The following is a 12592-nucleotide window of genomic DNA, read 5'->3' on the forward strand; positions in this document are numbered from 1 at the left end:
CATGCGCGGCCAAAATCGCCTAAAACGGCATCCCTCGCCCGAGATTGCCCTTCATACCCCTCAGCATGTTCATCAGATTGCCTTTCTTGAATTTTTTCATCATCTTCTGCATCTGATCGTACTGCTTGAGCAGACGATTAATGTTCTGCATGTCCGTGCCCGAGCCTTTCGCGATGCGCTGTTTTCGCGAATTATTGATCACGTCCGGAAACGCCCGCTCTTGCTTGGTCATCGAATTGATGATGGCTATCTGCTGAATCATTTCCTTGTCGTTCACTTTTTCCTTCACGTGCTGCGGCACGTTGGTCATGCCGGGAAGCTTGTCGAACATGGCGGCGACGCCCCCCAGATTCTTCAACTGCAGCAATTGATCGCGATAGTCGTTCAAATCGAAAGACTTGCCCTTCTGAATCTTCTTGACCAGTTTTTCGGCTTTCGTCTTATCGATCTTGCGCTCGGCATCCTCAATAAGACTCAGAACATCGCCCATGCCCAGGATTCGCGACGCGATCCGGTCGGGGTGAAAGCGTTCCAGTGCCGCGGTCTTTTCGCCCACACCCAGGAACTTGATGGGCTTGCCGGTAATATGGCGGACCGACAATGCGGCGCCGCCTCGGGCATCGCCGTCGGTTTTCGTCAAAATGACACCGGTCAGGGTAAGCGCATCGCCGAATGCTTTCGCCGTGTTGGCGGCGTCCTGGCCGGTCATCGAGTCGACCACGAACAGCGTTTCGATCGGATTGATGGCGGCGTGGATCTGCCTGATTTCCTCCATCATCTGGTCATCGATATGAAGCCGGCCTGCCGTGTCGATAATCACGATGTCCTTGTATTTCTTGCGCCCGTATTCGACGGCATTGCGAGCGATATCCACCGGATTCTGCGTAGGGTCGCTCGGGAAGAACTCGGCGCTTACTTCATCCGCCAGGGTTTGCAACTGATCGATAGCGGCGGGACGATACACGTCGGCACTGGCCACCACGACGGATTTCCGCTCGTTCTCCTTGAGCCAGCGGGCCAGCTTGGCTACGGTAGTGGTCTTGCCGGCACCCTGCAAACCCGCCATCAGGATCACCGCCGGCGGCTGCGTCGCCAGGCTGAGCCGCTCGTGGGCGCTGCCCATGATGGCGATCAATTCCTCATTGACGATCTTGATCAGCGCCTGCCCGGGCGTAAGGCTGGATTGGACCTCCTGCCCCAGTGCCCGTGTCTTGACGTGCTCGATGAAATCCTTGACGACCGGTAGCGCCACATCGGCTTCCAAGAGGGCCATGCGCACCTCTCGCAAGGTGTCCTGAATATTGTTCTCGGTCAGTCGGCCTTGACCGCGAATTTTTTTGAGCGATTGGGTTAAGCGTTCGGTAAGGTTATCAAACATGGCTCGGGATCCTGCGGGCTATGGAAATACCCAGGTTACTTCATCTTGATCGGCCATTATGCCAGACTAAAGAACTCAGGAGGACATGATTTAGATGAATTCTACGCTGTTTGGCGTCCTGGCGATCGCCGTTTATGTCGCTGCCGCTTTTACCCTGGTTCGCTCCTTGCGCGAAAACGATCGCCCGGCGGAGGAGATGACTGTAGCCCGGCGCCTACAACCCTTGACACTCGGCTGGCTTGCCGCCGTCTCGCACGGGCTTGCGCTCATCCGCTCGGTTCAAACCAACGACGGGCTTAACCTCAGCTTCCTGAGCGCGATGTCGCTGGTGGCCTGGATAATCGTCGCCATCCTGCTCCTGACCGCTCTCGCCAGGCCGGTGGATAAACTCGGAATGGTCGTTTTTCCGATGGCGGCGCTGGTTCTGCTGCTAAAGATCGGCGTTCCTGAAAGCGTTCACACGATAAAGGATCTTTCCTGGCCATTGACCATTCACATCGTGGTCTCCATGCTCGCCTATAGTTTTCTCAATATTGCCGCCTTTCAGGCGGCGCTGCTGGCTTTTCAAGATTGGCGGCTCCGCAGCCATCACACCGATCTCTTGCTGCGTTCGCTGCCGCCTTTACAAACCATGGAGTCGCTATTGTTTCAACTGATCGCGGCCGGGTTTGTATTTCTCAGCGTATCGCTGCTCACGGGCTTCATTTTCCTGGAGGACATGTTCGCTCAGCACCTCGCGCACAAAACCATTCTATCTATCCTGGCCTGGCTCTTGTTCGCCGTGCTACTGATCGGAAGGGCTCGCTACGGCTGGCGGGGAACCATGGCGATCCGCTGGACGCTGGGAGGATTTATATCGTTAATGCTGGCCTATTTCGGCAGCAAGATGGTTTTGGAATGGATATTGAACCGGGCTTGACACGCGCGCCTCCCGATACCCGCCGGGCACGCGAACGCGGTTCTCAAGTCTCGGCACTCACTTGTTTTCGGCGGACCGATAGGCCCGCTCGCATTGCCGCGAAATCTTGAGGTTCCGCAACTCGTCGGCCGCCCGGTTTCTTTCCGCCTCAATCAGGTAGACTACCTGTCCGTCGATGGCCTGTACCTCCTCGATCACGCGAGCCAAGAACTCGGCGCCGCCTTTCTCCAAGTCGGCCGAAGCAAAAAGCTTGTCTATCAAGGGCATCCGCTCCTTCCCCAGCCGTTCCACTCTATCCCATTCCATGGCTTCCGCCGCCGCGAGGATGGAACGGCTCGCGGCCAGGATAGTCTCGGTTTCAGGCATCATATCTGACATCGCGGCATATCCGGTCTCGGACCATCAGAAACTTGCTCAAGCCAACCTGTTTTAAACAGTCGGAGCCGAAACCGGCTCTCGTATCGCCTCCCAAGCACTCTTGATTTCCTTTATCAATCCGCCAACTTCGTCCAGGGCACTCTGATCGTTTTTCGCACTGGCATGAAACAGACGTTCGGTCATATAGGTATAAAGACCGTCCAGATTTGCCGCGATTTCACCCCCTTTTTCCAGGTCCAGGCAGGCTTGCAAGTAGCCGACGATTTCGATTGCACGGCCAATGGCCTGGCCTTTCTCCGCGAATGCCCTCCTTTGCATCGCCCCCTTGGCGACGGCAATTTTTTCGTTGAGCCCATTAAAGAGCATGACGATCAGCGCATGCGAATCGGCATACTCGGCACTTGCCTGCACGGTCGTCTGCCGATACTGATTCAATGCAAATTGAGCGGGTCTCATGACATATTACCCCTGTACTTACTTCTTATTCTGGTTAGCCAACGGCAAAGCGGCTAACTGCTGTCCCAAATAGCTGCTGATCGCCTGGAACTGCCCCAAGAGCGCATCCATTCTGTTGAACCGATCCAAGAGACGTTTTTCGAGATCGCTCATCCGACTCTCCAAAAGCTCTCGACTTTCCTGAATATTCTCGAGGCTTTTTTCCAGCCCGTCCGTACGAGCTTCTATCGCCCCTTTGCTCTCCAGCAATCCGGAAAGAACCTTGTCCAGCCTCTCTACCAGTCCGCGGGAGAAACCGACCGCACCGCGATCGCCGGTTTTGGCATCCGCGATTAGAAGCTTGAGTCCCTGTGCGTCGCCGGCTGCCGCCGTCAACTCCCGGCCCTTGCCCGTTGCTTCCGACTCTCCGATGCTCCCGGCCACATCCTTGCCTCCGGTGCCGTCCGCCAGGCTAGATCCAAGTTTCAGCCCCAAGGTCGCCTCACTATTGTTATCGACCTGGGTAATCTCGACTTGAGACTCCGAGCCGTAACTCCTGGATTGAATGACAAACCGATTATCAACGTCGTCATAACTGACGCCGACCGAAACTCCTTTCGCCTTCAGCGCGCTGTCGCCATTGATGCGGGACTGTATTTCCGCAGCCAGAGCCGCATGACTGCCATAGGTCGCTTGCGTCAAGGTGATGTCGGCCGACAAAACCCCGTCGACTTTGATCTTGAAGGTGTCGTTATCGGCATCCACCACCAACGAGTTGACGGCACCGCCGTTCAGAAGGCCTTGCGTCGCCGACTGGGTGATATTGACGGCATAAGTTCCCGGCCTGGTATCGGCGGTATGGCCGGAATACACGATTCCGGCGTCCGTAGGGCGGCCGATGGGCGCGAACAGAGCGGCTACGCTGTTCCGATCCGCGTTCAAGGCCTCGTTCAACTTAGTACCGTCCAAACTGAGGGTCCCGTCTCTTTGCGTACGGATGCCGATATCGGCCAAGGTTTTCGTCGAGCCTTCGAGTCCTTGGACAAATCGCGCTAACTCGGAACGCAGCTGCGCCATTCCGCCGCGTACCGTGGCGTCGCCCTGCAAAAGCCCGCCCGCTTTCCGGGCGGCGTCATAGCCGGTCAAAGCTCGGTCCGTTTTTGCCAATTCATTGAAACTTTTGACGAATCCTTCTATAAGCTTTTTGATCTCGTCGTTGCTCTGGCTGATCGATACATTGACGATCTTCCCGGGTTGAGCCGACTGAAGATCGAACGTCACTCCTTTAAGCGCGTCTTTGACGGTGTTGCTCGCACTGACAACCTCGAGCCCATTGATCGCGATCTTCGCGTCCAGCGCCGCCTGAGTCTGCTGCAGATTGACGGCCGCCGCATTAAAAGATAGGACCGAGAGCCCCGAGGTATCGGTCGAATTCCCGTCATCGTCCGCTACGCTGATCTGCAGGCTGTTCTCGGCACCGGTTTCACTGGAATTGAGCACAAGGCGAGAACCGCCGCCGTCGTTGACGATGACCGCGGTTACCCCCGCCTTGGCGTTGTTGATCGCGTCTCGAATCGCGCTCAAGGTGTTGTTGCTCGAATCGATCTCGAGGGTCAGCGTGCCTCTGTCGGGATTTTGGGTAAATCCGTTGTAACTGCCCGGAACGCCATCTGACGGCGGCGTGTAGTCCGTGGCGCCGAACTTCAGCGTCAAAGTCCCGGTCCCGACCACGGCATCGGCCGATATGAAATAACCGGTCGCGAGAGCATGACTCTGCGCGAGCTGTTTGACCTCGATCTTGTAATTACCCAGATCGGCATTGCTTTCGGCCGAGGCGCCGACGATGCTGCCGTCGCTGGAGGTAGCGCTCGACTTCTGAAAGCTGTTGAGGTTTCTCAGCGCCGAAAGGCTATCGCGAAAAGCCGATAACGCGCTCTTGAAATTTCCGAACGAGGAAATCTTGGATTGAATCGCGACCTCTTGCCGATCCAAGCGAGCCGCAATTGGCGTGCGTTCCGCCTGCACCAGTTGGCTGACCAGGCTGGATATATTGAGACCGGACCCGAGCCCCGTCGATGTGATACCTGCCATCAAACCCTCCACTTCATCTCTTGTCGGCCTCTCCCGAAACGCCCATCTCGGTGCCTTTCACGCCGACCGAAGTCAGCCAAGCCAACCTGTCACGCGAACGGCCAAACCCTCCAAACTCAGACTTTTTCCTTTAGGAACATACCCTTGAATCCATCCTTGAACTCGTCCAAATGTCTTGCGAGTCTCAAAATCTCTTCCGAGGGGATTTGACGAATCAGTTCATCGGTCTCGGCATCCTTGACCTGCACGATCGTCCGACCCGAGTCTTCATCGACGGAAAACTGGACCGTCCGCCGCAACATTTGAAAGAATTCGTTGAAATTACGTACGGCATGAGCGACTTCGTCCCTTGGCTTCTCTCCTTCCTTTCCCGAAGAAGCAAACGCCTCGGCGGCCAAAGACGGCGGAACCGCGCGGCCCGTAGAAGCCTGTTGTGCCGTCCCGATGCTTCCCGCCGCGGCGACGGATTCCGAACCCACCTCGTCCGCCGCCGGGCGACGCACCATGTTCGGCTTCAGAGCCGTTACATTGCCCAAAGCTGTCGGTGCATCCATATCGATCTCCTGTTGCTCGAAGAAGAAAGCGAAAACGTCTTAAAGTCCCCGCTTTCCGGATTAACTGCCTCGGAATTTAACCGCGAAGCAGGGAAAGCACGGTCTGCGTTGAGGCATTGGCCTGGGCCAGCATGGCCGTGCCGGCCTGTTGCAGAATCTGGCTGCGGCTGAGTTCCGAGGTTTCCTTCGCGAAGTCCGCGTCCTGCACGCGCGAACGGGCTGCCGAGATGTTCTGAGATACGTTCTCGAGGTTCGAGATCGTCGAGCTGAAGCGGTTTTGGATCGCGCCCAAATCGGCACGGGTATCGGCAATGAAGGCCAGAGCCCCATCCAATACGGCCAAAGTGTCCAGCGCACCTTTTTGCGAACCGATGTCCACGGATCCCACATCGCTGAGAGAGGAGCCCGTCTCCGCGGCGAAGAGTGCCGTATCCGTCGAATCGATCGAAAACGATTTGGCTGATTCAAAAATCACGTTACCGCCGACGGTAGCATCATCGCCGCCGGCTGCAGTCAGGGTGGCCGCATTGCCGACCTCTGTTTCCCCGTCCTCCTGCAATCCGGTCAAATCGAAGTCTCCCGCAGAACCCGTGCTGTTAGCGACATGGATATCGTATCCCTCGGCATTTTTCAGTGTTATGTAGGACTTGTCGCTGCTCAGTTCTGCAGTAACGCCCGTCTTACCGGAAACGCCATTGATTGCATTCGCGAGTTCCGTGAGATCGCCGGTATCGGTTATGCTGGCGCTGATCGTCACTGCACTCGCGGTATTTTGGCCATTAAGATCGAGTGAATAAATCCCGGTAGCGCTCACGTTATCGATCTTGGCATAAGTCACGGCCCTAGCGGAAACGCCGGTTTGATCCGTAACTGCGTTTATACCTTCCGCAATGGCCCTGGCCGTATCGCCCGCGCCGACCGTGACATCCACCCCTGTTCCCAGATAGCCATTGATGGTCAGAGTGCCGCCTGCAACATTGTTGGCGGCGCCCGCGACGGCTTCTGTAATGGCGCCAGCCACATCATCATTGCTCAGTGTGTTTGCTCCCATATCGGTGGCTTTGGCGCTGCCCACGGTCACTTGGATGCTCTGGTTGGCAAACGCGCCCACCTGGAACTCCTGGCCACTGAAAGTGCCATCCAGCAATTTTTTCCCATTGAAGGTGGTCGTGTTGGCAATGCGATTCAGCTCAGCCTGCAGTTGGTTTACTTCCTTTTGCAGGTTTACGCGGTCAGAAGCGCTGTTGCTGTCGTTGGCGGACTGTACGGCCAATTCACGCATGCGTTGCAGAATGTTGGTGGATTCCTGAAGCGCCCCCTCGGCCACTTGAGCCAAAGAAATACCATCATTGGCGTTACGTACCGCTTGGTTAAGACCCCGAATCTGGGCGGTCATGCGGTCCGAGATGGCAAGACCCGCGGCATCGTCCTTGGCGCTGTTGATGCGCAGTCCCGAGGAGAGGCGCTCCATGGAAGTTTGCAGCGTCATCTGCGAGCGATTAAGTTGCCGCTGGGCGTTGAGTGAAGAAATGTTGGTGTTAATAACTTGGGGCATGGTCGTCTCCAATATTTAGACTTTTTCGAAAAGACGAGCTCAAAAACAACAGCGCTGTGCATTCAACTCTCATCAACGTTATCGGGCGCCGCGGCGGAAACTTTAAAGGTTTTTCTGTCGAGCTAAAGTATGGCCAGGACGCGCCGTTTCCCCATGGCTTCTCCGCCGACACAGCGCCAACATACACCGCAGGAGGTATATTGATACCCGTACGAACATCGTTCTTGACGACGAGCGGGTCAGAGAGGCGTTCAAGCATTCCGTGCAGAGACGAAGATTTCGAGCGTTTCCAGGATTACTCGAGAAGTCAGCGCTCTGTCATCCGAAGACCCTCTATCGACTCATGCCAAAATAGACTAAGCTAGATTGATCTGTTTTTCGAAGATTCAAATATGCAAACCGTTAATCTCTTCGAAGCGAAAACTCATTTATCCAAGCTTATTGACCAGATTGCTTCCGGCAGCGAAAACTCATTTATCCAAGCTTATTGACCAGATTGCTTCCGGCAAGGAAAAGGAGTTTGTGATCTCCCGCAATGGCAAACCGGTAGCCCGTGTCCTTCCTATCGCCAAGGTGGAAATATCGCGCCGGATTGGAATTGCCAAAGGCGAATTCACCATCCCGGAGGATATCGATCAAAGCAAGCAAGAGATCGCTCGATTGTTCAACGGCGAGACATCCGACGATGCGCCTGCTGCTTGATACCCAGATAGCGTTATGGGCATAAACGGACGATCCCCGCCTGACCGAAAAAGCACGCCGCCTGATTTTGGATCCAAACTGTGAAATACATATCAGCGTGGCTTCACTCTGGGAAATCGCCATCAAACATCAACTCGGATGCGGCGATATGCCCGTATCCGGCGTCCGTGCCGCGGAGCTTTTCGAAAGCGCCGGTTACCTACAATTACCCATTCTGGGCACCCATGCGACTGCGGTCGAATCCCTGCCCGCTATTCACAACGATCCCTTCGACCGCATTCTCATCGCCCAGGCACTAACCGAACCCATGCGGCTGGTGACGCATGATCGGACTGTGACGCGCCATAGCGATACGGTAATTTTCGTATGAGTGGATCACGCTTTGAACGAAAGAAGCCCGATCATTGGCGTGGCTTGCACTCACCGCACATTTCGGGCCCCTCGTGGATATGCATTGCGTACCGTTCAGGCTTGCTGTTAGAGCAACTTGAAACAAGAATTCGAATATGGGCGTCAATCCCAAATTAAGATGAATGTCGTCACCCCGGCGGGGCATAAGCGCGACTCAAGCGGCCGTTTGCGGTTGGAATGGCAGCTTAACTCGATTAGGTAAGCCACCGCCTCTGGCGGTGGACTCCGCAAGGCTCTGCCGTTCCGGCGAGCGCCCTTGGATGGTCGATGACCTCCCTCCTACAACTGCAATTGGAAGGAGGTCATCATGCGAGAATGGCAGAGCCAATCTCACGTCAAATGGTACTGCAAGTACCATGTTGCGTTTGTGCCCAAATACCGGCGCCGGGCAATCTATGGAACGTTGCGGCGACGGGTCGGGGGGATTTTCCGCGAGTTGTGCCGCCAAGTGGGCATCGAGTTGGTGGAAGGGCACGCGATGCCGGATCACATTCATCTGTGCTTGAGTATTCCGCCGAAGTTCAGCGTGGCCTATACGGTGGGCTTTCTGAAAGGGAAATCCGCGGTCCGTATCCATCGGGAATTCTTGGGACAGAAGCGAAACTTCACGGGGCTACATTTCTGGGCCAAGGGGTATTGCGTCAGCACTGTGGGATTGGATGAGCAAGTGATTCGAGCCTATATCCGTCATCAGGAAGCTGAGGAGAGGCGCATCGAGCAACTGTACATCCAGGGTCTTTAGGCCCTTTCATCCGTTTTTCGGCCCCCTCAGGGGGCCTTCATCAAACCACCCGCTCTGCGGGTGGTAGCTGATTAAACAGCATTGCCCCAAAACGGAAGAAGTCTTTGCAACATTCGATTACAACCTACTCGACTACGAAAACAATTCCGTAACAATCGAATCTAATCGATCAAAGCTACTTTGTAGCCAACTCCATAGCTCCTCCGGCACGATTCTGAAGGCCGCAAAAACCGCAAATCCGAGAAACAGCAGACCGCTGGCGATATGCAAGGCGCGCTGCGGCGTCTTTCGCAACAACTTCGCACCCGCCCAAATCCCCAGAGCGGAAGTCAGGCCCAAGGCCGCGGTCGCGCCGAGCCACACCGGCACGGGCGGCGCCGCCGCCCCCAAGCCCGCGACCGCCAATTGGGTCTTGTCGCCGAACTCGGCGAAGAAAATCATCAGGAAAGTCGTTAAAAAGATTCCGTGGCCGCTTTTTTCGGTGACCACCTCGCCCTCGTCCTCCCTAAAAAGCAGGGCTTTCACGCCGAAAACGGCAAACAGGACGGCCACGGCCAGGGATACCAAGGATTCGGGCAGCCATCGCGCGGCCGCCGCTCCGAACACCACAGCCACCAGATTCAAAATGGCAAAAGCGAGGGCGGCACCAAGCAGAATAGGCCAGTGGCGGTGTCTCGCCGCCAGCGTCATACAGACCAATTGACTCTTGTCGCCGAACTCCGCGGCCGTCACCAGCGCGAACGCGGTCCCGGATGATGCCCACCACCGCGCCCAATCGATCGCCGGCAGGTTTCCATCCAGCCACACACCCACATCGTTTATCAGATTGCAAGCCACTGGACGAATTCTCAGGATGTGAGCAGGTTGTCCAAAATCATCATGATGATGAAACCGAACATCAGCGCGAAAGTCGCATAACGGGCCTTACCTTGGGATTGTGTTTCGGGAATGATGTCGTCACTGATCACGAACAGCATCGCTCCCGCGGCGAACGCCATGCCAATGGGCAATAACGGCATAAACATCGTCACCGCGGCAACGCCGAGAACGGCACCGACGGGCTCGATCAGCCCTGTCAGGGTGGCGATCAAAACCGCCTGCTGCCGCCGATACCCCAAAGCCACCAGCGGCATGGCAACCGCCAAGCCTTCCGGGACGTTTTGCAGACCGACTGCGATCGCCAAGACGACGCCGTTGTGCCAGTCGCCGGAACCGAAGCTTACGCCGACCGCCATGCCTTCCGGCAGGTTATGTATAACGATCGCGGCGATAAAGAGCCAGATCTTTCGCAGCGAGGCGAAGGCTTCTCCGCTCTCGCCCAAAAACCGCTCGTAGGGCAGCCAGTTGTCCGCCAACACGAGAAAAACCGCGCCGATCAAAACCCCGGCCGCAACCACGTACACGCCGAACCCAGGCCACAGCTCATTGCCGGCGTCGATGCCCGGCACGATCAGCGAGAAAGCGGTGGCCGCCAACATCACACCGGCGGCTCCCCCCAGCATCAGATAAAGGGTCCGGTTGGAAACATTCTTGAACAGCAAAGCGGGCAAGGCGCCGAAGCCGGTAGCCAATCCGGCCAGGATGCTGGCGAAGGTCCCTATGGCGATAATCGGATCGACAAAGAAATACACCACGACCAGAAGCACAGTCGTCAGGAATGCCAGCGAACTCACCAGGACCAGCCGCTGAGCCAGAGCCGGGAGGCGAGCGTATTTCCGATAGAGGACGTTGGCGCGAAGTTTCTCGGCCAGCAGATTCAAACCTTGCGAGTTCATCGGATGAAATCCTTGGAGCGGTAAATTCGGATGGGTCTCAGAGGAGGCGGAAAAGCGAGCACTTGGCGGCAAAAACCCCGTCAATAGTCGAGGATTCATCACTCAGCGTCAAGGCGAACTCGATGATGCCGCGTTTCCCTATCCCTTGACGGCACATGGAACGGACTGCTGCTGATGCGTAGACTGGCCCGGTTCTTGTGTAAAATGATAAGGAAAGGGGGAGCATGTCTGATGCATATTTTGTTGAGCAATGATGACGGTTATTCCGCCAAAGGACTGATCACCTTGGCCCATGCGCTGGGGCAGAGGGCGCGACTGACCGTGGTCGCTCCCGAAAGAAACCGCAGCGGAGCGAGCAATTCGCTGACGCTGGACAGACCCTTGCGCGTCAGCCGAACCGAAAGCGGTTTCATCAAAATTGACGGCACGCCCACCGACTGCGTGCACCTGGCCGTGACCGGCCTGCTGCATGAAGAGCCGGACATGGTGTTCGCCGGCATCAATCACGGCTCGAATCTGGGCGACGACGTCATCTACTCCGGCACCGTAGCGGCAGCCACCGAAGGACGATTTCTGGGGCTTCCGGCAGTCGCGGTATCTTTGGCATCGAACAATCCGCAGCATTTCGATACCGCTGCCCAAGTGGCGGTCGCTTTGCTCAAACAGATCCAGGAACACCCCTTGCCCGCCGATACTATACTCAACGTCAACGTTCCCGATGTTCCGCTGAGCGAACTGCGCGGTTTCCAGTCCACCCGCCTGGGTCAGCGCCACAAGGCAGAATCCGTGATCCGGACGACCGATCCGCGCGGACGCGAAATTTACTGGATCGGCTCCGCCGGTCCGGAGCAGGATGCCGGACCGGGCACCGATTTTCATGCCATACGCAACAATTACGTCTCCGTCACACCGTTGCAAATCGATTTGACCCGTTACGAAAGTCTTCAGCGATTGGCCGACTGGCTCCCGCGCGAGGTTATTACATGAACCGTCGTCTGCAGGGTATCGGCATGACCTCCCGCAGAACCCGGGAGCGCATGGTCAGCCGGTTGAAGGAACAAGGCATCACCAATCCGTCGGTTCTGGCTGTCATACTGGAAACGCCCCGCCATATTTTCGTCGAAGAGGCTTTCGCGAGCCGCGCCTACGAAGACACCGCGCTTCCCATCGGCTTCAACCAAACCATTTCCCAGCCTTATATCGTCGCCCGCATGACCGAGCTGCTGCTGGAAAAAGGCCCTTTGGACAAGGTGCTGGAAGTCGGCACCGGCTCGGGCTATCAAACCGCCGTACTGGCGCAACTCGCCAGACGGGTTCATTCGGTGGAACGCATTTACCCCCTTCAGCAGCGTGCCCGCCGCTGCATTCAGGACCTTCACCTGCGCAATGTGCGCATGAAGCATAGCGACGGCGGCTGGGGCTGGGACGATTACGCGCCTTACGATGGAATCATCGTCACCGCGGCACCGCCGGAACTGCCGCAGCCGCTGCTGGACCAGATGGCGCGGGGCGGCGTCATGGTGATACCCATCGGCGACGGACGCGGGCAATTTTTGCAGCGGGTTACGCGCACGGAAGTCGGATTTCAGGCGGAGATCATCGAACCCGTCAGCTTCGTGCCGCTGCAAGGCGGCCTACTCTAAAAAACAGCC

The 12592-nt window shown here is 56.6% G+C and carries 14 protein-coding genes; 6 read left to right on the forward strand and 8 right to left on the reverse strand.

What is annotated here, in order from left to right:
- Positions 1–19 precede the first annotated feature (19 nt).
- Positions 20–1378, reverse strand: coding sequence for a signal recognition particle protein (gene ffh / locus sS8_RS08810; RefSeq protein ID WP_119629327.1), 1359 nt, complete (start codon positions 1376–1378; stop codon positions 20–22).
- 94 nt (positions 1379–1472) lie between these two features.
- Between ffh and sS8_RS08815 the strand changes: the two genes are divergently transcribed.
- Entirely contained in the window at positions 1473–2297 is an 825-nt protein-coding gene (locus sS8_RS08815; protein WP_119629328.1) for a cytochrome C assembly family protein, read from the forward strand.
- A 57-nt stretch (positions 2298–2354) separates the two neighbouring features.
- On the opposite strand, the gene sS8_RS08820 is transcribed toward sS8_RS08815, so the two are convergent.
- The 5 genes from sS8_RS08820 to sS8_RS29515 form a co-directional block, all read right to left on the reverse strand.
- Positions 2355–2675 (reverse strand): flagellar protein FliT, encoded by a 321-nt coding sequence (locus tag sS8_RS08820; RefSeq protein WP_119629329.1) that lies wholly within the window; start codon positions 2673–2675, stop codon positions 2355–2357.
- A 51-nt stretch (positions 2676–2726) separates the two neighbouring features.
- Positions 2727–3131, reverse strand: a complete 405-nt coding sequence (fliS, locus tag sS8_RS08825; protein ID WP_119629330.1) for a flagellar export chaperone FliS — start codon at positions 3129–3131, stop codon at positions 2727–2729.
- A gap of 18 nt (positions 3132–3149) precedes the next feature.
- Positions 3150–5201 carry a flagellar filament capping protein FliD gene (gene fliD, locus sS8_RS08830; protein WP_119629331.1) on the reverse strand — a complete coding sequence of 684 codons (2052 nt, stop codon included), beginning with the start codon at positions 5199–5201 and terminating at the stop codon, positions 3150–3152.
- Positions 5202–5317: 116 nt separating this feature from the next.
- Entirely contained in the window at positions 5318–5755 is a 438-nt protein-coding gene (locus sS8_RS08835) for a flagellar protein FlaG (RefSeq protein WP_197716721.1), read from the reverse strand.
- Positions 5756–5831: 76 nt separating this feature from the next.
- Positions 5832–7310: a flagellin gene (locus tag sS8_RS29515; RefSeq protein ID WP_119629332.1), complete on the reverse strand. Its 1479-nt coding sequence runs from the start codon at positions 7308–7310 to the stop codon at positions 5832–5834.
- Between the two features lie 441 nt (positions 7311–7751).
- On the opposite strand from sS8_RS29515, the gene sS8_RS08845 reads away from it, so the two are divergent.
- From sS8_RS08845 to tnpA, 3 genes are all read left to right on the forward strand, one after another.
- Positions 7752–8012: a type II toxin-antitoxin system Phd/YefM family antitoxin gene (locus sS8_RS08845; RefSeq protein WP_119632677.1), complete on the forward strand. Its 261-nt coding sequence runs from the start codon at positions 7752–7754 to the stop codon at positions 8010–8012.
- A gap of 40 nt (positions 8013–8052) precedes the next feature.
- Positions 8053–8382: a type II toxin-antitoxin system VapC family toxin gene (locus sS8_RS08850; protein ID WP_331852288.1), complete on the forward strand. Its 330-nt coding sequence runs from the start codon at positions 8053–8055 to the stop codon at positions 8380–8382.
- Between the two features lie 348 nt (positions 8383–8730).
- The gene (tnpA, locus tag sS8_RS08855) at positions 8731–9165 is read left to right on the forward strand and encodes an IS200/IS605 family transposase (protein WP_119629333.1); all 435 of its coding nucleotides are present in this window, start codon (positions 8731–8733) and stop codon (positions 9163–9165) included.
- Between the two features lie 132 nt (positions 9166–9297).
- Here tnpA and sS8_RS08860 read toward each other — a convergent pair whose 3' ends face one another.
- On the reverse strand, positions 9298–10002 hold the full coding sequence (locus sS8_RS08860) for a TMEM165/GDT1 family protein (RefSeq protein WP_232020574.1): 705 nt from the start codon (positions 10000–10002) through the stop codon (positions 9298–9300).
- Between the two features lie 11 nt (positions 10003–10013).
- A complete protein-coding gene (locus tag sS8_RS08865) occupies positions 10014–10940 on the reverse strand; it encodes a ZIP family metal transporter (RefSeq protein WP_119629334.1) in 927 nt (308 codons plus the stop codon).
- Between the two features lie 231 nt (positions 10941–11171).
- Here sS8_RS08865 and surE point away from each other — a divergent pair, with 231 nt between their 5' ends.
- Entirely contained in the window at positions 11172–11927 is a 756-nt protein-coding gene (gene surE / locus sS8_RS08870; protein ID WP_119629335.1) for a 5'/3'-nucleotidase SurE, read from the forward strand.
- Positions 11924–12583: a protein-L-isoaspartate(D-aspartate) O-methyltransferase gene (locus sS8_RS08875; protein ID WP_119629336.1), complete on the forward strand. Its 660-nt coding sequence runs from the start codon at positions 11924–11926 to the stop codon at positions 12581–12583. The genes surE and sS8_RS08875 overlap by 4 nt, the downstream gene beginning before the upstream one ends.
- Positions 12584–12592 lie beyond the last annotated feature (9 nt).

Source organism: Methylocaldum marinum (assembly GCF_003584645.1).
Lineage (GTDB): Bacteria > Pseudomonadota > Gammaproteobacteria > Methylococcales > Methylococcaceae > Methylocaldum > Methylocaldum marinum.

Coding starts and splice junctions, on each gene's coding strand:
- ffh (WP_119629327.1), bottom strand. CDS start 1,378: ATGTTTGATAACCTTACCGAACGCTTAACCCAATCGCTCAAAAAAATT.
- sS8_RS08815 (WP_119629328.1), top strand. CDS start 1,473: ATGAATTCTACGCTGTTTGGCGTCCTGGCGATCGCCGTTTATGTCGCT.
- sS8_RS08820 (WP_119629329.1), bottom strand. CDS start 2,675: ATGTCAGATATGATGCCTGAAACCGAGACTATCCTGGCCGCGAGCCGT.
- fliS (WP_119629330.1), bottom strand. CDS start 3,131: ATGAGACCCGCTCAATTTGCATTGAATCAGTATCGGCAGACGACCGTG.
- fliD (WP_119629331.1), bottom strand. CDS start 5,201: ATGGCAGGTATCACATCGACGGGGCTCGGGTCCGGTCTCAATATATCC.
- sS8_RS08835 (WP_197716721.1), bottom strand. CDS start 5,755: ATGGATGCACCGACAGCTTTGGGCAATGTAACGGCTCTGAAGCCGAAC.
- sS8_RS29515 (WP_119629332.1), bottom strand. CDS start 7,310: ATGCCCCAAGTTATTAACACCAACATTTCTTCACTCAACGCCCAGCGG.
- tnpA (WP_119629333.1), top strand. CDS start 8,731: ATGCGAGAATGGCAGAGCCAATCTCACGTCAAATGGTACTGCAAGTAC.
- sS8_RS08865 (WP_119629334.1), bottom strand. CDS start 10,940: ATGAACTCGCAAGGTTTGAATCTGCTGGCCGAGAAACTTCGCGCCAAC.
- surE (WP_119629335.1), top strand. CDS start 11,172: ATGCATATTTTGTTGAGCAATGATGACGGTTATTCCGCCAAAGGACTG.
- sS8_RS08875 (WP_119629336.1), top strand. CDS start 11,924: ATGAACCGTCGTCTGCAGGGTATCGGCATGACCTCCCGCAGAACCCGG.